The 20,772-nt window shown below is 64.1% G+C and carries 18 protein-coding genes and 1 pseudogene; 15 read left to right on the top strand and 4 right to left on the bottom strand.

The window, feature by feature from the left end; translation table 11 throughout:
* Positions 1–75: 75 nt before the first annotated feature.
* The 5 genes from JG747_RS29505 (at position 76) to JG747_RS29485 (ending at position 5,423) form a co-directional block, all read left to right on the top strand.
* Positions 76–1,707 (top strand): GMC family oxidoreductase, encoded by a 1,632-nt coding sequence (locus JG747_RS29505; RefSeq protein ID WP_202360584.1) that lies wholly within the window; start codon positions 76–78, stop codon positions 1,705–1,707.
* Positions 1,704–2,633, top strand: a complete 930-nt coding sequence (fhmpcd1, locus tag JG747_RS29500; protein WP_202360583.1) for a 5-formyl-3-hydroxy-2-methylpyridine 4-carboxylate 5-dehydrogenase — start codon at positions 1,704–1,706, stop codon at positions 2,631–2,633. The genes JG747_RS29505 and fhmpcd1 overlap by 4 nt, the downstream gene beginning before the upstream one ends.
* A gap of 91 nt (positions 2,634–2,724) precedes the next feature.
* Positions 2,725–3,555, top strand: coding sequence for an ABC transporter ATP-binding protein (locus tag JG747_RS29495; protein ID WP_019860092.1), 831 nt, complete (start codon positions 2,725–2,727; stop codon positions 3,553–3,555).
* Positions 3,552–4,379 carry an ABC transporter permease gene (locus tag JG747_RS29490; RefSeq protein ID WP_202360582.1) on the top strand — a complete coding sequence of 276 codons (828 nt, stop codon included), beginning with the start codon at positions 3,552–3,554 and terminating at the stop codon, positions 4,377–4,379. Before JG747_RS29495 ends, JG747_RS29490 begins: the two co-directional genes overlap by 4 nt.
* A 33-nt stretch (positions 4,380–4,412) precedes the next feature.
* The gene (locus JG747_RS29485) at positions 4,413–5,423 is read left to right on the top strand and encodes an ABC transporter substrate-binding protein (RefSeq protein WP_027047191.1); all 1,011 of its coding nucleotides are present in this window, start codon (positions 4,413–4,415) and stop codon (positions 5,421–5,423) included.
* Between the two features lie 37 nt (positions 5,424–5,460).
* On the opposite strand, the gene JG747_RS29480 is transcribed toward JG747_RS29485, so the two are convergent.
* Positions 5,461–5,886: a hypothetical protein gene (locus tag JG747_RS29480; RefSeq protein WP_027047190.1), complete on the bottom strand. Its 426-nt coding sequence runs from the start codon at positions 5,884–5,886 to the stop codon at positions 5,461–5,463.
* Between the two features lie 153 nt (positions 5,887–6,039).
* Here JG747_RS29480 and JG747_RS29475 point away from each other — a divergent pair, with 153 nt between their 5' ends.
* The 7 genes from JG747_RS29475 (at position 6,040) to pldH (ending at position 13,536) form a co-directional block, all read left to right on the top strand.
* Positions 6,040–7,014, top strand: coding sequence for a putative B6 ABC transporter substrate-binding protein (locus JG747_RS29475; RefSeq protein ID WP_244748266.1), 975 nt, complete (start codon positions 6,040–6,042; stop codon positions 7,012–7,014).
* 78 nt (positions 7,015–7,092) lie between these two features.
* Positions 7,093–8,661, top strand: a complete 1,569-nt coding sequence (locus tag JG747_RS29470; protein ID WP_020628974.1) for a putative B6 ABC transporter ATP-binding protein — start codon at positions 7,093–7,095, stop codon at positions 8,659–8,661.
* Entirely contained in the window at positions 8,658–9,755 is a 1,098-nt protein-coding gene (locus JG747_RS29465; RefSeq protein ID WP_019860086.1) for a putative B6 ABC transporter permease subunit 2, read from the top strand. The genes JG747_RS29470 and JG747_RS29465 overlap by 4 nt, the downstream gene beginning before the upstream one ends.
* Positions 9,756–9,758: 3 nt before the next feature.
* Entirely contained in the window at positions 9,759–10,694 is a 936-nt protein-coding gene (locus JG747_RS29460; RefSeq protein ID WP_019860085.1) for a putative B6 ABC transporter permease subunit 1, read from the top strand.
* A gap of 47 nt (positions 10,695–10,741) precedes the next feature.
* Positions 10,742–11,548 carry a 4-pyridoxolactonase gene (gene pldA, locus JG747_RS29455; RefSeq protein ID WP_019860084.1) on the top strand — a complete coding sequence of 269 codons (807 nt, stop codon included), beginning with the start codon at positions 10,742–10,744 and terminating at the stop codon, positions 11,546–11,548.
* Between the two features lie 25 nt (positions 11,549–11,573).
* Positions 11,574–12,752 (top strand): pyridoxamine--pyruvate transaminase, encoded by a 1,179-nt coding sequence (gene ppaT / locus JG747_RS29450; protein WP_019860083.1) that lies wholly within the window; start codon positions 11,574–11,576, stop codon positions 12,750–12,752.
* Between the two features lie 37 nt (positions 12,753–12,789).
* On the top strand, positions 12,790–13,536 hold the full coding sequence (gene pldH / locus JG747_RS29445; RefSeq protein ID WP_064986367.1) for a pyridoxal 4-dehydrogenase, SDR-type: 747 nt from the start codon (positions 12,790–12,792) through the stop codon (positions 13,534–13,536).
* Between the two features lie 71 nt (positions 13,537–13,607).
* Here pldH and JG747_RS29440 read toward each other — a convergent pair whose 3' ends face one another.
* The gene (locus JG747_RS29440; protein ID WP_202360580.1) at positions 13,608–14,570 is read right to left on the bottom strand and encodes a dihydrodipicolinate synthase family protein; all 963 of its coding nucleotides are present in this window, start codon (positions 14,568–14,570) and stop codon (positions 13,608–13,610) included.
* A gap of 108 nt (positions 14,571–14,678) precedes the next feature.
* Between JG747_RS29440 and JG747_RS29435 the strand changes: the two genes are divergently transcribed.
* Positions 14,679–15,719 (top strand): proline racemase family protein, encoded by a 1,041-nt coding sequence (locus JG747_RS29435; RefSeq protein ID WP_064986378.1) that lies wholly within the window; start codon positions 14,679–14,681, stop codon positions 15,717–15,719.
* Between the two features lie 163 nt (positions 15,720–15,882).
* Positions 15,883–17,010 carry a serine hydrolase domain-containing protein gene (locus JG747_RS29430; RefSeq protein ID WP_202360579.1) on the top strand — a complete coding sequence of 376 codons (1,128 nt, stop codon included), beginning with the start codon at positions 15,883–15,885 and terminating at the stop codon, positions 17,008–17,010.
* Here JG747_RS29430 and JG747_RS29425 read toward each other — a convergent pair.
* Both JG747_RS29425 and JG747_RS29420 read right to left on the bottom strand, forming a co-directional pair.
* Positions 16,995–17,993 (bottom strand): annotated as a pseudogene (locus JG747_RS29425) (IS481 family transposase). The gene JG747_RS29430 and the pseudogene JG747_RS29425 overlap by 16 nt on opposite strands.
* A gap of 57 nt (positions 17,994–18,050) precedes the next feature.
* Positions 18,051–19,373, bottom strand: a complete 1,323-nt coding sequence (locus JG747_RS29420; protein ID WP_202360578.1) for an MFS transporter — start codon at positions 19,371–19,373, stop codon at positions 18,051–18,053.
* A gap of 217 nt (positions 19,374–19,590) precedes the next feature.
* Here JG747_RS29420 and cyoA point away from each other — a divergent pair, with 217 nt between their 5' ends.
* The gene (gene cyoA / locus JG747_RS29415) at positions 19,591–20,772 is read left to right on the top strand and encodes a ubiquinol oxidase subunit II (protein ID WP_202360577.1); all 1,182 of its coding nucleotides are present in this window, start codon (positions 19,591–19,593) and stop codon (positions 20,770–20,772) included.

Here is a 20,772-nt window from a genome sequence, read left to right as displayed (position 1 = left end):
GTGTCGGCCAGGACTTTCCAGCCTCAATCGCACTAGTTCTCTGGCGCCGGGGCGTCGGACGAAAGCAATGAAACCATGCCGCACGCGGAAAGTTACGATTACATCATCGTTGGAGCCGGATCGGCCGGTTGCGTGCTCGCCAACCGGCTGAGCGCCGATCCGAGATGTTCGGTGCTGCTGCTGGAGGCCGGCGGCTGGGACCGCGATCCGATGATCCACATTCCGCTTGGATGGGGCAAGATCCTGACCGAGCGCCGCCATGACTGGATGTATTTCTGCGAGCCGGAAGACAATGTAGGCGGGCGCAGGGTCGAGTGTGCGCGCGGAAAGGTCATTGGCGGATCATCGTCGACCAACGCCATGGCCTATGTGCGCGGCAATCGCGGGGACTACGATCGTTGGGCGGCGACAGGTCTCAGCGACTGGTCGTACGACAAGGTGCTGCCGTATTTCCGCAAGCAGGAAAGCTGGGAAGGGGGCGAGGACCAGTATCGCGGCGGCGCCGGCCCGGTCAGCACCCAGTTCTGCCGCTACAAGGACACGCTGATCGACGCCTTCGCGCAAGCCAGCGTGCAGGCAGGCTATGCGCAGACGAAGGACTACAATGGCGAGCGGCAGGAAGGGTTCGGCCGCCTCCAGATGACGATTTCGAAAGGTCGGCGCGCCTCGACCGCGTCAGCCTATCTGCGGCCGGTGCTGAAGCGGCCCAATCTGACCGTTCTGACGGAAGCGAACGCAACCAGGATCGTACTGGAGGGTGCGCGCGCAACCGGCGTCATCATCAACCATCGCGGTGGCGAACGTACGGTTCTCGCCCGCAAGGAAGTGCTGCTTGCCGGCGGCGTGATCAACACGCCGCAACTGATGATGCTGTCGGGTATCGGGGCGCAGGATGAGCTTGCCGCGCACGGTATCCAGACGCGGGTCAATCTGCCGGCGGTCGGCAAGAACCTGCAGGATCACGTCTCGGTCATCCTCATGTACCGGCGCCGGGCTCCGGGCGGCCCTTTCCTGCGCAACATGCGTGCCGATCGCATCGGCTTCGATTTCGTCAAGACCTACCTCACGGGACGCGGTTTTTCGGGCGACGTGCCCGGCGGTGTCGTCGCCTTCCTCAAGAGCGGCCCGGCGCGACCATTGCCGGACGTGCAATTGCTCTTCACGGCGGCGCCGCTTGCGGCATGGCCATACTTCAAGCCGTTCAAGGCGCCGTTTGCGGACGGCTTCGCAACGCGCATCGTGGCGACGCAGCCCGAAAGCCGCGGAGCCGTGAAACTGGCCTCGGCCGATCCTTCCGCGGCGCCCCTGATCCACCAGAACTTCCTCGCCTCGCCGAAGGATTGGGAGTCGCTGCGGGCCGGTTTCCGGGTGGCAAGGGATCTGGCCGCGCAGCCCTCCATGCAGCCCTTCATCGAGGCGGAGTTCTTTCCCGGTCCGAAGTGCCAGAGCGACGACGAGATCGACGAGCATATCCGCAAGACCTCCATCACCGTGCATCACCCGGCCGGGACCTGCCGGATGGGGGCCGATGCGGCCTCGGTCGTCGACCCGCAATTGCGGGTTCGCGGCGTCGACGGGCTTAGAGTGGTGGACGCTTCCGTCATGCCCGACCTGGTCTGCGGAAACATCAACGCCGCAGTGATCATGATTGCCGAAAAGGCCGCCGACCTCATCGCGAGCTCAAAAGAAAGCAGGGCAGTGCAATGATCCGAAATATCGCCATCATCGGCCTGGGTACGATGGGGCCGGGCATGGCCGCCCGGCTCGCCAGAGGCGGCCTGCAGGTGGTCGCCTACGATGTTGCCCCGGCAGCGATCGAGCGCGCGCGATCCATGCTGAGCGTGGCCGAGACCGTTCTGGACGCCTTGGGCATCGCGCCACCGTCGGCCGGCGTCGGGACGGTTCGCTTCACCGACGATATCGGCGATGCGATATCCGGCGCCGACCTCGTCATCGAGAACGTTCCTGAAAACATTTCGGTCAAGGCCGATGTCTATCGCACCGTCGACGGCCTGATCGGCCCGGATACGATCGTCGCGTCCGACACGTCGGGTATCCCGATCACCAAGCTGCAGGCGCATATCTCGCATCCCGAGCGGATGGTCGGCATGCACTGGTCGAACCCGCCGCACATCATCCCGATGATCGAGGTGATCGCCGGCGAGAAGACCGCGCCGCAAACCGTGGCGACGATCCGCGACCTCATCCGCTCGATGGGTTTGCTGCCGGTGGTGGTGAAGAAGGATGTTCCAGGCTTCGTCGAAAACCGCGTGCTCTATGCGCTGCTGCGCGAGGCGGTCGACCTCGTCGAGCGAGGCGTCATCGATCCGGAAGATCTCGACACCTGCGTGTCCTGGGGCATCGGCTACAAGATCGCCGTGATCGGGCCGATGGCTCTGCTCGATATGGCGGGGCTGGATATCTACAAGTCCGTCTCGTCCTTCCTCAACGCCGATCTCTCCAATCGCGGCGATGTCGCGCCCATGGTGCTGGAAAAGACCAACGCGTCGAAGTTCGGCATCAAGTCGGGCGAGGGCATGTTCTCCTATACGCCCGAGCAGACCAAGGCGCTGCAAGGGGAAAGGGCGCGCAAACTCGTCGCGGTGCGACGCATCCTGGAAGGCCGGGAGTAGCCAATGGTTTATCGAGCTCACAAAGACAGGCACGCCGTCGGGGACTGGACGGTGCGGTCGAGGCTGACGGCAGTGCATGAGGTGGCAAGCCATGCGCGTTGAAACCATTCGAGCGGCCGGCGGCCGGCCGGCCCATATCCGCCATGACGACCTGATCTCCGCCAAGGGTGTGTCGGTGGTCATGGCCAAGCAGCTGGTTCTGCAGAATATCGATCTTTCGGTGCCGAAGGGGTCGTTTGTGTCCCTTATTGGTCCGTCCGGCTGCGGCAAGAGCACCTTGCTCAAGGTCCTGGCCGGGCTTGTCAATCCGACGAGCGGCAGCGTTTCGATCGCTGGGCTTTCGCCGGTCGAAGCGGCGCGCAAGCGCATGATCGGCCTCGTCTTCCAGGACGCCAATTTGCTTCCCTGGAAGAACGCCGTCGACAACGCATCGATGCTGCTCAGTATCGCCGACAAGTCGCTCTCGCGCGCTGAGTTGCGCGGGCGCGGCCAGGAGATGCTGGAACTGGTGGGGTTGGGCGACAGTGCCCACAAGCGCCCCCATGAATTGTCCGGCGGCATGCGCCAGCGCGTCGCCATCGCGCGGGCCCTGGCGCTCGATCCGGCGGTGCTGCTGATGGACGAGCCGTTCGGCGCGCTCGACGCCATTACCCGCGATGCCATGGGCCAGTCGCTGCTGGAGATCTGGCAGCGCACCGGCAAGACCATCGTGCTCGTCACCCATTCGATAGATGAGGCCATTCACCTGTCGCGCCATGTCCACGTGCTGGGGATCAAGCCTGGGCGGATCACCGAAAGCCTCGACATTGGTCTGCCCTATCCGCGCGACCTGACGGTCACCGAGGATCCGGAGTTCGTCAGGCTCGTGGTTCAACTGCGCACCATGCTGCGCGCCAGCCATCAACCGGGAGACGCATCATGAGCGATCAACCCGTCACCAATTTCTCCGAGTCGAGGCCCGAGTCGCGGTTTGCCTCCAGCTGGGGCGCAGCGACCGGCAGCTGGCTTCCCGCGGTCATCCTTCTGCTGGCGACGATCGTGGTGTGGGAAGCCGTGGTGCGGATTTTCGCGATATCCGCCTTCATCATTCCCGCTCCGTCCGAGATCGCGCAATCGCTGGTCGCGCAATGGGGAACGCTGATGCAGGCGACGCTGGTGACGGCGGGCGAGATCCTGTTCGGATTCCTTGTCTCTGTCGTGGTCGGCATTGCCATCGCCTTGGTCATCGTACGCTTCGACTGGCTGGGGCGAGCGCTCTATCCGCTGGTGGTGCTGTTCCAGAATGTGCCCAAGGTGGCGCTGGCACCGATCTTCATCCTCTGGTTCGGCTATGGGCTCGCGCCCAAGATCGGCCTGATCCTGGTCATCGCCTTCTTCCCGGTGACCTTGTCGATGCTGGCGGGAATGCAGTCGGTCGATCGTTCGCTGCTGTCGCTGATGAATTCGGTCGGCGCCAGCCGCACGCAGATCCTGTTCAGGATCCGCGTTCCGCATTCGCTGCCCAACCTGATGGCCGGCACCAAGATCGCCGCGACGCTCAGCGTCATCGGCGCCATCGTCGGCGAATTCGCCGGCGCCTCGGACGGGCTCGGCTACGTCATCCAGTTCGCCTCGACCCAGCTCGATACCGCGCTGGTCTTCGCTGCCCTGCTCCTCGTTTCGGTGCTGGGCATCGCCTTCTACTACGCGGCCGAAATTCTCGAACACATCGTGGTGCCATGGGCGCCGAAATTCAGCCAGTCCTAGGTCCGCTCTCAACAAACGAAAAAGGGAACAAAAATGCTCAGACGCTCACTCATCAAGGCAGCCGCGCTTGCGGCGTGTGTCGGGACACTCGGCTTCTCCAGCGTGGCCCTGGCGGCCGACAAGGTCAACGTCCAGCTCGACTGGGTGGTGCGCGGCAACCACGCCATGTTCTTCGTCGGGAAGGAGAAAGGCTTCTTCGCCAAGAACGACATCGACGTCGCCGAGATCCGCAAGGGGTCGGGCTCGCCGGACGCCATGCGGCTGGTGGGCAATGAGAACGCGGATTTCGGTTTCGGCGATCTTCCCACGCTTGCCGTCGCGCGGTCGCAGAATGTTCCCGTCGTGGCGCTGGCGGCCGTCAACCAGCACTCGCCCCTGGCGATCATCTCGCTGGCGAAGACGATGAAGCTCACCAAGCCGGCGGATCTGAAGGGTCTCACCATCGGCATTCATCCGGCCGGTTCGACCTACATCTTCTTCAAGGGCTTCCTGGCGGCCAATGGCCTGACCGAGAAGGACATGACGCTGAACAGCGTCTCGCCGCCCTATGAAAGCTACCTGCTTCTGGGACGGGTCCAGACGGTGGTCGGCTATGTCGACGCCGAGGTTCCCGAACTTGAGGCCAAGGCCGGCGGTCCCGGTTCGCTCAGCATCATGATGGGTTCGGACCATGGCTGGAAGGCCTATGGCTCAGGCCTGTTCACCTCGCAGAAGATGATCAAGGACAAGCCCGAAATCGTCGCCCGCTTCGTCAAGGCGTACAGGGAGGCCTTCGACTATGTCGTGGCACACCCCGAAGAGGCAGCCGAGATCACCGCCAAGGCCGCACCCGGCTACGCCGACAAGAAAGACGTGCTTCTGGCGCAGATCAACGCCGACATCGCGTCGACCTTCACCAGCCCGGACACCAAGGAACACGGCCTCGGCTGGATGACGAAGACGCAGTGGGAGGAAACGTTGAAGACGCTCACGGATCAGGGCGTGCTCAAGGCGGCCCTGTCGGCGGACGACGTCTTCACCGACAAATTCCTGGCCAAGGAGTAGGCCGCGCTATGTCGCGGGCCAACGGATCGATGAGCGCCTACCGGCACGCCAGCGTGTCCCGCTCCACGCCGCAGGACACGGCGCGCGCTCCCTTGGCCGCGTCGTTGCGGTCAAGCGTGATCTGCACCCGTGTGGCATATGCGCGGCCCGACAGGCCGCACCACAGCCGCTCGACCGGCAGGTTCTCGCGCTTGTCGTTGAGGATCGTGAACGTGCCGGTCTTGGCGTCGAACCAGAGCTCGACGCGGGCGCTCTTGCCCGGCTCGACCGTCGCGATCCCTGCCGAATACCAGTGGGCGAAGTCGGCATTGCAGGACAGCCCTTCCTTGCTCGCATTCGAAATCGTCAACGGCACCATGTCGAGCCCGTCGGTGCCCTTGCGGACGATGACATGGTGCAACTCGACCGCGTTGGCGAAGGATGTGAACGCCAGCGCGACAGGGAGAACATAACGAATCTTCACTTTGCCTGAACTCCAAGGGTAAACTTTATCAGGCAGTCTACCTCGCTTCTGCGCAATAACAATAAGAATATTGATTGGCAAATCAACAGAGAGGGTAACATGTTAAAGATTCTTAAAAGCAGCGTAAGTGCAGTTATACTGATAGGTATCTTGATGGGTGGCGCGATTGCTGGCGAAGTCAAGTCGATCGCCATCCTGACACCCGAAGAAGGCACTGATTACGGCTGGAACCAGCAAGGCATCGACGCCGCCAAGGCGGCTGGCAAGGCCGCCGGCATCGAAGTGGTCGTGGCCCAGGGCCTCGGCTATGGCGACGTTCGTCCGACCCTGCGGGAACTTGCGTCAGACGGTGCCAGCCTGCTGATCGCCCACGCCAGCGGCTACAACACCTCGGCGCCTGAAATCGCCAAGGAGTTGAAGGTTCCGGTGGCGATCGTCGACACGCCGAACGGCCTGGAGAAGGGTCTCGTCGCCGACTACACGCTGAGTGGCCACCAGGGCGCCTATCTCGCCGGCCGTCTCGCCGCCAAGATGTCGCGCTCCAAGTCGGTCGGCATCGTCGTCTCGGGCGAACCGCCATCATGGAATTCGCAGTCGGCGGCGTTCGCGCAAGGCGTGAAGGCGGAAAACCCGGACGTCAAGATCACCTATGCGGTGATCGGACCGGCCGCCTACAGCGATGCGGCCGGCGGCAAGCGGGTCACCGAAAGCGTGATCGCGTCGGGCGCCGACATCATCTTCGGCCAGGGCAACGGTTCGAGCTTCGGCATGCTGCAGGCGGTCGAGACGACCAAGGCAGCAGATGGCGGCAAGGTCTATTTCATCGACGTCATCGGTGACAAATCGCCGATCGACAAGGGCTTCCTGCTGTCGTCGGTGGTGTGGAACATCGAGCCGGTCTATGCGGCGATGATCGCCGACATCAAGGCCGACACGTTCGGCACCAAGCACTATACGATCGGCCTCAAGGACGACTCGGTGAAGCTGCTGAAAACCGCCGCCATTCCGGACAATGTCTGGGCGGAAATCCAGACGCTGCGCGAAGACGTCATTTCCGGCAAGATCAAGGTCGATCCGGTCTATGACGCGGCCGCCGTAAGGGCGCTGATGACCAGCGTCGCCCAGTAAGGCGATCACGGGTTAGCTGCCGGAGGGGTGATCCGTTCGCCTCTCCGGCCGATTACCATTTTCTTGGTGCAGGCTTTCATGAGCGGTTCTTTTTCATCGTCCGTTGCCGGCCGCGACATCGTCGCGCTTGAGGGCGTGACCAAGCGGTTTCCCGGCATTGTCGCCAATGACAGCGTCGACCTGTCGATCCGTCCCGGCGAGGTGCATGTGCTGCTCGGCGAGAACGGCGCGGGAAAATCCACCTTGATCGGCATGCTGTCTGGCCTGCAGCAGCCGGACGAAGGGCGCATATTGGTCGACGGCAAGCCAACGCCGATCACCTCGCCGCGCCATGCGCTGGCGCTGGGCATCGGCACTGTCTTCCAGCACATGATGCTGGTGCCGACGCTGACGGTGGCGGAAAACCTGTTGCTTGGCGGACCCTGGTGGCAACGCCCCAGGACCGAGGAGCTTGAGGCGCGCGTCGCCGAGATCACCCGCAGTCTCGGCATCACGGTGAAGCTGCATGCCAAGGTGTCGGAGCTTTCGCTCGGCGAGCAGCAGCAGGTCGAAATCCTGCGCGCCATGGTGCGCAACAGCCGGCTGCTGATCCTGGACGAGTCCACCTCCATGCTGACGCCGAAAGGCATCGACGAACTGGGCGCACTGATGCGCCGGCTTGTCGAGCAGGGTCTGGCCATCGTCTTCATCACCCACAAGCTCAAGGAGGCGGCGGCCTTCGGCGACCGCATCTCGGTGCTGAAGCTCGGCCGCAAGGTCGGCGAGATCCCACCCGAGCGGTTTCGCGCGCTGGGCGAGCAGGCGATCATCTCGGAGATCGTGGAATTGATGTTCGGCAAGCAGAAGGATGATCCGGAAGCCGTCGAGCGTCCGGTCCGTACAGTCCAGGCCGAAGCGGCGCCGCTGCTCCAGGTCGCGGATCTGGCGGTCGCGCCGACGGACAATGCGCCCGGCCTGTCGTCGATCTCCTTCGACATCCGCCCGGGCGAGATCCTCGGCATCGCCGGCATCGACGGCAACGGTCAGAAGCAGCTTGCCGAAGCGCTGGCCGGCCAGCGCGCCGCGACAGGCGGTTCGGTGCGGCTGGAGGGCGTCGCCATCGAGGCGCTGAGCGTCGGCGAACGCCGCCGGCGCGGTCTGCGCTACCTGACCGACGACCGGCTCGGCGAAGGCACTGTCGGCACCTTCCCGGTCTCGATCAACTTTTTCCTCAAGCAGGTCGGCGCTGCCCCGTTCTGGCGCCACGGCGTCGAGCAGCGTGGCGAGATCGACGAGCGCGCCGCCCAGCTCGTGCGCGAATACGACGTGCGCACGCCAAGCCTGAAGACGCCGGTCGCCCGGCTGTCGGGCGGCAACATCCAGAAAGTGCTTCTGGCACGCGAACTGGCAGAGGGCGCCAAGGTGGTGATCTTCAACAAGCCGACCTATGGACTCGATCTCGCCAATACTTTGGCATCGCGCCAGCGCATCCGCGATACGGCGGCCCGCGGCCTTGCCGTGCTGCTCATTTCCACCGACCTCGAGGAGTTGCTTGCTATGTGCGACCGCGTCGCCGTCATCGCCAACGGAGCGCTCGTCGGCACGGTCGAGAACACCGACGATGCCCGCACCAGGATCGGCCGCCTGATGATCGGACTTGCCGCATGAGCATCGACACCGCCCCCACGGCCAGTGCCACCGCGCTCGATGCCACGAGCGGGACGGCGACGCGCCGCGACATCCTGCATCGGCTGCTGATGACGCTCGGCCCGATCCTCATCGCCCTCATCATAGCCGGCTTCATCCTGCTTGCCGTCGGCGTCGACCCGCTCGCCTATTACGGTTTCGTGCTGGAGAAAGGACTGTTCTCCCCGCTCGGTATCCAGCAGACGCTGACGCGGATGGCGCCGCTGCTGTTTCTTGCCGCCGGCCTCATCGTCGCCTTTCGCGCGGGCATGTGGAATCTCGGTGGCGACGGCCAGTTCCTGCTTGGCGCGGTGACGGCGGCGGCCAGCGCGCCCGTACTCGTTCAGATCATGCCATCCTGGCTGGCGCTGACCTTTTCGTTCCTCATCGCCATGGCGGTGGCGATGATCTGGTCGCTGATCCCAGCTCTGCTGCGTGCCTATCAGGGCGTCAACGAGATCATCACCACGCTGATGATGACGTTCCTGGGCACCTCGCTCGCAAATGTGCTGGTCAAGCTCATGTTTCGCGACCCCAGCACGACCGTGCCGCAGACGCGTACGCTGCCGGTGGAAGACAGGCTGCCGCGCCTGTTCGAAACGACCATCACCAGCGGCCTGCTGCTCGGCTTGGCGGCAATCATCATCGTGCATCTGGTGATGACGCGCACGGCGTTCGGGCTGAAATTGCGGATCGTCGGCGCCAATCCGCGCGCCGCGGTCCACGCGGGGCTCGGCGTGTCTGGCCTGACCGTCACCGTCTTCGCCATTTCGGCCGGGCTGGCCGGCCTTGCCGGCGCTGTCGACATCATCGGCGTCCAGGGCAATGTCCGCGCCGACTGGAATCCCGCTTACGGGCTTGCCGTCATTCCAGCCGTGTTCCTCGCCCGCATGAACGGCTTTGCCGCTATCGGTTTCGTGTTCCTGCTTTCGGTGCTGTCGATCGGCGGCGAAAGCGCGGCGCGGCGGCTTGGCGTGCCCAACCATTTCACGCTGGTGCTGGTCTCCATCGTGCTGATCGTGCTCGCGCTCGCCGAATATGTCGACCATCGCTACAACCAGTCGAGAAAGGCTTAGGGCATGACCGGGCTCTTCAGCGAAGTCTTTCTCAGCGCGCTGCTGTTCGGCGCCGTCACCGCCGCCATCCCGCTGCTGCTGGCCGGCCTCGGCGAGCAGATGTCGGAAAAAGCCGGCGTGCTCAACATCGGCATCGAAGGCATGATGCTGGCCGGCGCCTATCTCGGCTTTGTCGGCGCGTTCTATTCCGGGTCGCTGTGGCTGGGGTTCCTTACCGGTGCCGCCGGCGGTGTCGCCGTGGCGATGATCATGGCGCTGCTGTGCGTGCGCATCGGGCTGAACCAGATCGTCATCGGCATCGCGTTGACGCTCGGTCTCGAAGGTCTGACGGCGCTGCTTCATCATTTCCAGTTCTCGCGCAGCTATCCCCGCCTGCCGGCGGCGGACGCCACCATCATTCCGCTGCTGTCGGATATTCCTGTCATCGGACCCGCCTTCTTCAAACATCATCTGATCGTCTATCTGGCGGTCGCGCTGGTGTTCGGCATGGGCTACCTCTATCGGCGCACGCAGCTCGGCCTCAATCTGCAGGCAGCGGGCGACAAGCCGGCAGCACTCGACGTCGCCGGCATCGACGTCATCAGGACCCGGACCATCGCGGTGCTGACGACCGGTGCGCTGGCCGGGCTCGGCGGCGCCTATCTCGCCAATGTCGGTGCGGGCCTGTTCATTCCGTTCATCACCAATGGCGCCGGCTTTCTCGGCATCGTGCTGGCCATGCTGGCGCGCGGCCGTCCGGTCTGGGTGCTGTTCGGCGCCCTGCTGTTCGGCGTCTGCCTGTCGCTGACAACGGCTATGCAGGTGGCGGGCATCAACATACCGACCGACGTCATCCAGATGCTGCCGTTCCTGGCGGTGATGATCATGCTGGTGCTGTTTGGCCGGCGTGCCAGCCTGCCGGCGGCACTAGGCATTCCATACGAGCGCGGCGCGCGCTGACCACAATCAGATGCGCGGAAGGGACCCGCGCCAAACAGGAGGCAAGAATGTCGGATACCAAAGTCTACCTGCTCGACGGCGGCTCGCTCGTTCTCGACGGCTACCACGTGTTCTGGAACCGAGGCCCTGGCGGCGAAGTGCGCTTCCCCGTCTATTCGATCCTGATCGAGCATGCCGAGGGCCGGTTCCTGATCGACACCGGCTACGACTACGATCACGTCATGAAGGTGCTGCCCTTCGAGAAGCCGATCCAGGAAAAGCACCAGACCATCCCCGGCGCGCTTGCGCTGCTCGGCCTCGAGCCGAAGGATATCGACGTCGTCGTCAACTCGCATTTCCATTTCGACCATTGCGGCGGCAACAAGTATTTTCCGCATGCCAAGAAGATCTGCCATCGCTCGGAGGTGCCGCAGGCCTGCAATCCGCAGCCTTTCGAACATCTCGGCTATTCGGACCTGAGCTTCTCGGCGGAGGCCGCCGAAGCGCGAGGCGCGACGGCGCAACTGCTGGAAGGCACGACGCGCGCCAACTCGACCTTCGAGGGCATCGACGGCGACGTCGATCTCGCCAAGGGCGTCAAGCTGATCTCGACGCCCGGCCATTCGATCGGCCACTACAGCCTGCTGGTCGAGTTCCCCAAGCGCAAGCCGATCATGTTCACCATCGACGCCGCCTACACCCAGAAGAGCCTGGAGACGCTGTGCCAGGCTGCCTTCCACATCGACCCGGTGGCAGGCGTCAATTCGATGCGCAAGGTGAAGAAGCTCGCCGAGGACCATGGCGCCGAGCTGATGTACTCGCACGACATGGAAAACTTCAAGACCTACAGGACCGGCACGCAATTCTACGGCTGACCGCCGCCAATCCGGAGACAACACCATGCGCTATTCCGATCATGCCGATCCGGTCATCACCCTGACCGCGGGTCCGGTAAACGCCTATCCAGAAGTGCTGCGCGGCCTCGGCCGCACGGTGCTCTACGACTATGATCCTGCGTTCCAGCTCTTCTACGAGGGTGTGGTCGACAAGGCGCAGAAGGCGATGCGGCTGTCGAACAAGCCGGTCATCCTGCATGGCGAACCGGTGCTCGGCCTCGAAGCGGCGGCGGCGTCGCTGATCGCGCCCGACGATGTCGTGCTCAATCTTGCCTCGGGCGTCTACGGCAAGGGCTTTGGCTACTGGGCGAAGCGGTACTCGCCGCATCTGCTCGAGATTGAAGTGCCCTACAATGAGGCTATCGATCCGCAGGCGGTCGCCGACATGCTCAAGGCGCATCCGGAGATCACGATCGTGTCGGTCTGTCATCACGACACGCCGTCGGGCACCATCAACCCGATCGACGCCATCGGCGCGCTGGTTTCGGCACATGGCGGCTATCTCATCGTCGACGCGGTCTCGTCCTTTGGCGGCATGAAGACGCATCCCGAGGATTGCAAGGCCGATATCTATGTCACTGGCCCCAACAAATGCCTGGGTGCCCCTCCCGGCCTCACAATGATGGGCGTCAGCGAGCGGGCCTGGGGCAAGATGAAGGCCAATCCCCTGGCGCCGCGCGCATCGATGCTGAGCATTGTCGACTGGGAAACTGCCTGGTCGAGGGACAAGCCGTTTCCGTTCACGCCGTCGGTCTCGGAGATCAACGGGCTCGACGTCGCGCTCGACCTCTATCTCAATGAGGGGCCTGAGGCTGTATGGGCGCGCCACGCGCTCACCGCCAAGGCCATGCGCGCGGGCGTCACCGCGATGGGCCTATCGATCTGGGCGGCCAGCGACAGCATCGCGTCGCCGACCACCACCGCCGTCCGCACCCCCGATGGTGTCGACGAGACGGCGCTTCGCCAGGCCGCGCGCGCCCGCTACGGCGTGGTGTTTTCGTCGGGCCGCGGCGAGACATTGGGGAAGCTGACGCGGATCGGCCATATGGGGCCGACGGCGCAGCCGATCTATGCGATCGCGGCGCTGACGGCACTTGGCGGCGCCGTGAACGCGGCTGGCCAGAAACTCGCGATCGGCAAAGGCATCGAGGCGGCGCTGGCTGTTATCGACGCCGACGCCTGAACAGACATCAACAGATACGGATTGAGGGAGCATTTTCATGACTGAACGGCTTGCGGGAAAGACGGCCCTGGTTACCGGCGCCGCACAGGGTATTGGCAAGGCGATCGCCGCGCGGCTTGCCGCCGACGGGGCAACCGTCATCCTCAGCGACATCAACGCCGAAGGCGCCAAGGCTGCCGCCGTGTCGATCGGCGGGAAGGCGAGGGCGATCGCCGCCGACATTTCCGATCCGGCCTCGGTCAAGGCACTCTTCGCCGAAATCCAGGCACTGACCGGAGGCGTCGATATCCTGGTCAACAATGCCAGCATCGTGCCGTTCGTCGCCTGGGACGACGTCGATCTCGACCATTGGCGCAAGATCATCGACGTCAATCTGACAGGGACCTTCATCGTCACCCGCGCGGGTACGGACCAGATGCGCGCGGCTGGCAAGGCCGGGCGGGTGATCAGCATCGCCTCCAACACCTTCTTTGCCGGCACGCCGAACATGGCGGCCTATGTCGCGGCCAAGGGCGGCGTCATCGGCTTCACCCGGGCGCTCGCCACCGAACTCGGCAAATACAACATCACGGCGAACGCGGTGACGCCTGGCCTGATCGAGAGCGACGGCGTCAAGGCGAGCCCGCACAACGAGGCGTTCGGCTTTGTCGAAATGCTGCAGGCGATGAAGGGCAAGGGGCAGCCGGAACATATCGCCGACGTGGTTTCGTTCCTGGCCTCCGACGATGCGCGCTGGATCACCGGCCAGACGCTGAATGTCGACGCCGGGATGGTCAGGCACTAAGTCAGACAGCGGCTGCTCAGCCCCGCAATGCAAAGGCGGCCGTACTATGGCCGCCTGTCGCGCCTGCCGGGTCAGGCTGCGGACCTTGCGATCACGCCGGGTTGCCTCGACCACTGGGCATACCAGCTGTCGAACAATTTGAGCTGCGCCTCGGCATAGCCGCGCTGGCTGTCGGTGAGGGCATCCGTCTCATTGAAGTGCAGCAGGTACTCGGGATTACCCTTCAGCACCATCATGTGCTTGAAATAGAGCACCAGGTCGGGGCCTTCGTCGAAGGAGGACAGCACGGCGAGCGCGGCGTCCAGTTCCAGCGCGCGCTGGCGGGCCTCGGCGTCGCCCTTGGCCGCCGCCTGGCTCAAGCCCACAAGGTGCAGCACCTCCTTCGGCAGGACGTTGCCGATGCCGGTGATGGCGCCGGACGCGCCGCAATTGACGAAACCGTGGAAGACGGCGGTGTCGACGCCGATCATCAGCGCGACCTCATCGTCGCGGCTGGTGATATTTTCCGCCGCGTAGCGCAGATCCGACGGGCCGCCGAACTCCTTGAAGCCGACGAGGTTCGGATGTTCGGCGCGAAGGGCGAAGAACAGGTCCGCACGTGTGGCAAAGCCGTAATAGGGGCTGTTGTAGATGACCGCCGGCAGAACAGGCGCGGCGGCAAGAATTGCCTTGAAGTGATGGCGCTGCGCCGTCACCGATGGCCCGCGCGACAAAACACGCGGGATCACCATCAGGCCCCGGGCGCCGACCTTCTGGGCGTGCGCCGCGTGCGCCACGGCCTTGGCGGTGTTGACCGCGCCGGTGCCGACGATCACCGGCACGCCGGCCTTCACCAGGCGCTCGACGCCTTCCATGCGCTGCTCGTCGGTCAGGAGCGGCCAGTCTCCCATCGAGCCGCAATAGACGACGGCCGACATGCCGGCCGCGATCAGCTCGCGTCCCTTGCGCACCAGCGCGTCGAAGTCGGGCTGGCGGTCCTGCGTGCACGGGGTCATCAACGCCGGCATGCAGCCGGAAAAAACATTAGAGGTCATTTCGGATTCTCCTTGAGGCTTGCACGCGGATTGATCAGTTTGTCCCGAAGCGGCACGGCTTGCCAAGCAAAATAGTCGTGGCCGGCAGGGACAAACGCAGGAACAGCAATGCGCAGCAAAACCAGCATTCGTGTCGTCGGCTGCCATGCCGAAGGTGAAGTCGGCGACGTCATCATCGGCGGTGTTCTGCCGCCGGCTGGCCGCACGATGATGGACAAGATGATCACGATGGAGCGCGATCACGACCATATCAGGCGCATGCTGATCTGCGAGCCGCGCGGCAGCGTCGCGCGCCACGTCAACCTGCTCGTTCCATCGACGCGCGAGGATTGCGCCGCCGGCGCCATCATCATGGAGCCGACGGAATATCCGCCGATGTCCGGTTCCAACACGATCTGCGTCGCCACGGTGCTGCTGGAGACCGGCATGGTGCCGATGCAGGAGCCCGAGACGCGCTTCAAGCTCGACATGCCGGGTGGCGTCATCGAGGTGCGCGCCCAATGCCGCGACGGCAAATGCGTCTCGATCACCTTGCGCAACGCGCCGGCCTTTGTTGATCGCCTGGATGCCAACATCGAGGTTGAAGGGCTCGGAACGCTCACCGTCGACATCGCCTATGGCGGCATGTTCTACGCCATCGTCGATGCCAAGGTGCTTGGCTTCTCGGTCGCGCCCGACGAAGCGCGCGAGCTGGCAGTGGCCGGCGAGAAGATCAGGCGGGCCGCGCGCGAGCAGCTCGATGTCATCCATCCGCAATTCGACCATGTGCGCGGCGTGTCGATCGTCCAGTTCGCCATGCCGTTCCAGGGACCGGGCAATGTCACGCGCAACACCTGCATCGTCTCGCCGGGCCGCTCGGACCGCAGCCCGACCGGAACGGGCACTTCGGCCCGCATGGCCGTGCTGCAGGCGCGCGGCTTAATGGGCGTTGGCGACGTGTTGATCCATGAATCGATCATCGGCTCACGCTTCACCGGCAGGATCGTGGAACTGACGGAAATCGCCGGGCGCAAGGCGATCGTTCCGGAGATCACCGGCCGGGCCTGGATCACCGGCGAGCACAGCTACTATCTCGATCCGACGGATCCATACCCTCAAGGCTACGTGCTGTCGGATACCTGGGGCACCTCCACCTCGGTGAAGCAGTAGGCCTGAGCCGGCCCGTCGATTGCCCTGGTTGCCATGATTTTCGGGTCGCATCATATGGGCGACGATCTTGAGTGTCGGCAATTCGCTGGACTGGCGGGTTCCCGCCGAGCCAGAATGGTCAACGGCGGCATTCCCGTCATATCAGCCTGGTGAGAGTTCACGCATGAACATGGATGGTATCTGCGATCCGCGCTTTGGCGCCGTGCGCGCGGCATTCGCCGAGTGTTTCGCCCAAGGGCTGGAACATGGCGGAGGCGTATCCGTCGTGGTCCACGGCAAGACCGTTGTTGACCTGTGGGGCGGTCCTGCGGATGCCGCGCGAACCCGTCCGTGGCGGCAGGACACGCTGATCAATGTCTGGTCCTCCACTAAGGGCGTCGTCGCGCTGGCGATCGCAATGTTGGTGGAGCGCGGCAGACTGGACTATGCCGCACCCATTGCCCGCTACTGGCCGGAATTCGCGGCCGGCGGCAAGGAGCGCATCACGCTTGACCAGGTGATGTCGCACCAGGCCGGGCTGAATGGTCTTGCCGTGCCGATGGACGAAGCGGGCATGTTCGCGTGGACGCCCTTTGTCGACGCGCTCGCCGCCATGCCGCCCCTATGGGAGCCCGGCAGCCGCTGCATCTATCACGCGCTTACCTATGGCCACCTTGCTGGCGAAGTTTTGCGACGCGTCGACGGGCGAAGCATCGGCCGCTTCATCGCGCAGGAGATAGCAGGCCCGCTCGGAGCCGATTTTCATGTCGGTCTGCCGGACCGCGAGGAATCCAGGGTCGCCGAGATGATCGAAGGCCCGGGGGCTTCGGACTGGGTCGAATTTGTCCGCGCCTCGCCATTTCCCCACGCAGGCGACAATCCGGCGCCCCGTGCATTGGCCCCCAACGACCGCGTCTGGCGCGCCGCCGAGGTGCCGGGCGGCAATGGCCAGTCGACGGCGCACGCATTGGCGCGTATTTACGGCATGATGGCAGCCGGTGGCGTCTGGGAGGGCCATCCACTGATCGGCCGCGCGGCAATCGAAGCGGCGGCGCGTCAGCGTGTTCGCGGCATGGATGAAAGCTTCGCCGCCCCCACTGCCTTCGCCGCCGGTTATCAGATGGAAGATCCGGTCTATGCCGGCCGTGCATCGCGGCAAACGTTCGGCCACACCGGCTGGGGCGGCGCCATCGGCTTTGCCGATCCCGGTGCCGGCGTCGGTTTCGGCTATGTCACCAACCGCATGCTGGGTTTTGACGACATGGACCCACGCCGCAAGATGTTGATCGACGCCGTTTACGACTCGCTCTGACTGAATGGCCGAAGGCAGCCGGGTGGTCCCGGCATTTGCTGGAGCGGATTGAGTTTGAACCTTTCCGGTTGTGAGACCCACGCCTTGCAGATGAACTCGTAGGGTGTGAGACCTTTGAGGGTCTTGAGCCTACGGGCAAAGTTGTAGGCTGCGACGAAGTCGGCGAGATGGATGCGGAGTTGGTCGTGGCTCTCGTAGTAGAAGCGCTTGACGGTGGCGTCCTTGATAGTCCGGTTCATTCTCTCGACCTCGCCATTGGTCCACGGATGCCTGGCCTTGGTCGTGCGGTGCTTTATGTCATTCCTGGCGCAGGCGTATTCGAAGGCGTGAGCGCGGAAGATCTCGCCATTAGCGATTGCCTCCTTGATCAGCGGCACGGCCGAGCCACCGGCACCGGGGGTGGTGAACTGGATGCCATTGTCCGTAAGCACAGTGTGGATCTTGTAGGGAACGGCCGCGATCAGCCGGAGCAGGAAGTCTTTAGAGATGGCTGTGGGGGCCTTCTCGTGCAACTCGTCGATAGCGACGAACATGTGCAGCTTGCCCTGCTCGGTCCTGACCTCGGCAATGTCGATGTGGAAGTAGCCGATCGGGTAGCTCTTGAATTTCCTCTTCGCCGGTTTGTCGCCCTCGACATCCGCAAGCCGACCGATGCCATGGCGCTGCAGGCAGCGATGCAATGAAGACCGCGTCAGGTGCGGGATGGTCGCCTGAAGCGCATATAGACAGTCGTCGAGCGGCAGCAGCGTGTAGCGGCGGAAAGCGACAATGACCGCCTCCTCCTCAATCGAGAGCACCGTCGATCTCGGTTCCTTCGGACCAGTCGGTAGATCGGCGACCGAAGCTCGCCTCTTTCACTTCGCAACCGTCTTCTGGTTGATCCCGTAGCGCTTGGCCAGGGTCCTCAGGCTCTCTTGACTATGCTGTATCGCTCGACGGACCGCCTCTGTCGTTGTGGCGCTCCCATGCAGAACTTGGCCCATAGCGCATCCTTTGATTCGGAAGATAAGGATGCACCATCAAAAACCGGGATCAAACATCTAGTCGGGCTGACGGTCCGCGGCCGGACGGCGCCCGTCGATCCACAGGGCAAGCAACGTGCAGGCAGCGCCCGACAGCAGATAGGCGCCGGCGGCGATGAGGCCGAAATTGCCGGCCAGCAGCAGGGCGGCGAGCGGCGCGAAGCCGGCACCGAACATCCACGCCAGATCCGAGGTGATCGCCGAGCCGGTATAGCGATACTGCCGGGAAAAGCGCGAGGCGACGACGCCCGACGATTGCCCGAAGCTCAGCCCCAGCAGGATGAAGCCCAGCACCATGAACAGCGCCTCGCCGACGGCGCCGCCATCCAGAAGCTGTGGGGCAAAGCCGCTGAAGGTCGCGATGGCGATCGCCGAACCGCCGAGCAGCGCACGGCGTCCGACGCGATCGGCCAATGGCCCCGATGCGACGATGGCCGCAATGCCGAACAGCGCGCTCACCGCCTCGATCATCAGGAAGCGTGCCGGCCCCTCATTGGTGAACAGGAACACCCAGGAAAGCGGAAACACCGTCACCATGTGGAACAGGGCGAAACTCGCCAGCGGCGCGAAGGCGCCGATGACGACGTTGTGGCCCTCGGCCCGGATCGTGTCCCTGATGCGCGTCGGCTGCAGGTCGCCGCTCTCGTACAGTTTCGAGAATTCAGGCGTGACGACGATGCGCAGCCGGGCGAACAGGGCCACGACATTGATGGCGAAGGCGACGAAGAAGGGATAGCGCCAGCCCCAGGAGAAGAAGTCGTCGGCCGACAGATTGGCGACGAAGAAGGCGAAGAGGGAGCTTGCCACGATGAGCCCGATCGGCGCGCCCAGCTGCGGGATCATGGCGTAGAAGCCGCGCCGGTTCTGCGGCGCGTTCAGCGCCAGCAGCGAGGGCAGTCCGTCCCATGTTCCGCCGAGTGCCAGCCCCTGGCCGATGCGGGCAAGCGCCAAAAGCCACACCGCGACCGCACCGATGTCGCCATAGGCCGGCAGAAATGCGACGGCAACGGTCGACGTGCCAAGCAGGAACAGCGCGATCGTCAGTTTCGCGCCGCGGCCATAGGCGCGGTCGATCGCCATGAACAGCACGGAGCCGAACGGGCGCGCGACGAAGGCCAGCGCGAAGATGCAGAAGGAATAGAGCGTGCCGACGAGCGGATCGTGCGTCGGAAACACCAGTTTGGGAAACACGATGACGGAGGCGATCGCATAGACGAAGAAGTCGAAGAATTCCGACGTCCTGCCCACGATCACGCCGACCGCGATATCGCCCGCGCTGACCTGGCCATGATGCGAGCCGATCAACTCGCTGTTTGTTTCGGCAGTCGAAGTCTGAGCCATCTTATCCGTCGCCACCGCGTGGAATGAACTGTCCGGAACCCAATTCCGGGGATTCCCCCGGGGGGGTCTATTGTGCACTGCACACTGCGCCAAAGCCATGCCTGCTGGGCATTGGACAAATTGTCCAATGTTACCACAGCGCCGCGAGCAGTAGCCCTTGGATCGATACCGCACTGCAACATGAACGGTTGCGGCGATCCTTCGAGGGCAGCGCTTGATGAAACGATTTGGAGCCTTGCTTCTGTTCCCCCTGGCCGGGCTGTTGAGCGGCTGCGATCTGGTCGTTCTGGCGCCCGCCGGCGATGTCGCGGCCCAGCAGCGCGACCTGCTCGTGGTCTCGACCTTGCTGATGCTGGTCATCATCATCCCGGTCATGGCGCTGACGGTCTTCTTCGCCTGGCGCTATCGGCAATCCAACACAGCGGCGACCTACGCGCCGGACTGGGATCATTCGACTAAATTGGAACTGGTGATCTGGGCGGCGCCCCTGCTCATCATCATCTGCCTCGGCGCGCTGACCTGGCTCGGCACGCATCTGCTCGATCCGTACCGCCGGATCGACCGGATCGAACCCGGCCAGCCGGTCACTGAAGCGCACAAGCCGCTCCGGGTCGAGGTCGTGGCGCTCGACTGGAAATGGCTCTTCATCTATCCGGATTACGGCATCGCCTCCGTCAACGAGCTGGCGGCGCCGGTCAACCAGCCGATCGACTTCCGCATCACCTCGTCGGCGGTAATGAATTCCTTCTACATTCCAGCCCTTGCCGGGCAGATCTACGCCATGCCGGCGATGGAAACCAAGCTGCACGCCGTCATCAACCGGCCTGGCACCTACAGCGGCTTCTCGTCCAACTACAGCGGCGCCGGCTTTTCGGGGATGCGCTTTGCGTTCCACGGCCTGTCCGACCAGGCTTTCGACCAGTGGGTGGCGCAGGCCAGAACCGCGCCGGCGACGCTCAGCCGCGAAAACTATCTCGAACTTGAAAAGCCGAGCGAGAACGAGCCGGTCCGCCACTATGCCTCCGTCGATCCCGGCCTTTTTGGCGCCATCCTCAATCTGTGCGTCGAGCGCGGCAAGATGTGCATGAACGAGATGATGTCGATCGACGCCAAGGGTGGCCTCGGCCTCGCCGGCGTGCGCAACACGCTGCCGCTGCAATACGACAAGCTCGCCCGGCGCGGCGCGGTGTTCGGCAACGATCCGTCCTATGTCGCCAGCATCTGCACGGCGGAGGAAGCGGCTGCCGCGGCGCGCGCGGCCAGCGATGTCACGCCGAAGGATTGGCCGGCCAGGAATCTTTCCCCGCTGCGCGGGGCAGGGCTGCTGAGGCCCGGGACCGAGAGCCGTCGCGCCGAGGCGGATACGCCGTCGCTCGGCCTGCTGCGGCGCGAATTGTGA

Origin of the sequence: Mesorhizobium sp. 131-3-5, assembly GCF_016756575.1 — a bacterium.
GTDB classification, from domain to species: Bacteria; Pseudomonadota; Alphaproteobacteria; order Rhizobiales; family Rhizobiaceae; genus Mesorhizobium; species Mesorhizobium jarvisii.
Note: the sequence above shows the minus strand (reverse complement) of the source record. Positions and strands in the feature narration are given on the sequence as shown.

Bases quoted from the DNA above. Each gene is read 5' to 3' on its own strand.
- JG747_RS29475 (WP_244748266.1), top strand. From the start codon at position 6,040: ATGGGTGGCGCGATTGCTGGCGAAGTCAAGTCGATCGCCATCCTGACA.
- JG747_RS29485 (WP_027047191.1), top strand. From the start codon at position 4,413: ATGCTCAGACGCTCACTCATCAAGGCAGCCGCGCTTGCGGCGTGTGTC.
- ppaT (WP_019860083.1), top strand. From the start codon at position 11,574: ATGCGCTATTCCGATCATGCCGATCCGGTCATCACCCTGACCGCGGGT.
- cyoA (WP_202360577.1), top strand. From the start codon at position 19,591: ATGAAACGATTTGGAGCCTTGCTTCTGTTCCCCCTGGCCGGGCTGTTG.
- fhmpcd1 (WP_202360583.1), top strand. From the start codon at position 1,704: ATGATCCGAAATATCGCCATCATCGGCCTGGGTACGATGGGGCCGGGC.
- JG747_RS29490 (WP_202360582.1), top strand. From the start codon at position 3,552: ATGAGCGATCAACCCGTCACCAATTTCTCCGAGTCGAGGCCCGAGTCG.
- JG747_RS29435 (WP_064986378.1), top strand. From the start codon at position 14,679: ATGCGCAGCAAAACCAGCATTCGTGTCGTCGGCTGCCATGCCGAAGGT.
- pldH (WP_064986367.1), top strand. From the start codon at position 12,790: ATGACTGAACGGCTTGCGGGAAAGACGGCCCTGGTTACCGGCGCCGCA.
- JG747_RS29505 (WP_202360584.1), top strand. From the start codon at position 76: ATGCCGCACGCGGAAAGTTACGATTACATCATCGTTGGAGCCGGATCG.
- JG747_RS29430 (WP_202360579.1), top strand. From the start codon at position 15,883: ATGAACATGGATGGTATCTGCGATCCGCGCTTTGGCGCCGTGCGCGCG.
- JG747_RS29465 (WP_019860086.1), top strand. From the start codon at position 8,658: ATGAGCATCGACACCGCCCCCACGGCCAGTGCCACCGCGCTCGATGCC.
- JG747_RS29440 (WP_202360580.1), bottom strand. From the start codon at position 14,570: ATGACCTCTAATGTTTTTTCCGGCTGCATGCCGGCGTTGATGACCCCG.
- JG747_RS29420 (WP_202360578.1), bottom strand. From the start codon at position 19,373: ATGGCTCAGACTTCGACTGCCGAAACAAACAGCGAGTTGATCGGCTCG.
- JG747_RS29495 (WP_019860092.1), top strand. From the start codon at position 2,725: ATGCGCGTTGAAACCATTCGAGCGGCCGGCGGCCGGCCGGCCCATATC.
- JG747_RS29460 (WP_019860085.1), top strand. From the start codon at position 9,759: ATGACCGGGCTCTTCAGCGAAGTCTTTCTCAGCGCGCTGCTGTTCGGC.
- pldA (WP_019860084.1), top strand. From the start codon at position 10,742: ATGTCGGATACCAAAGTCTACCTGCTCGACGGCGGCTCGCTCGTTCTC.
- JG747_RS29470 (WP_020628974.1), top strand. From the start codon at position 7,093: ATGAGCGGTTCTTTTTCATCGTCCGTTGCCGGCCGCGACATCGTCGCG.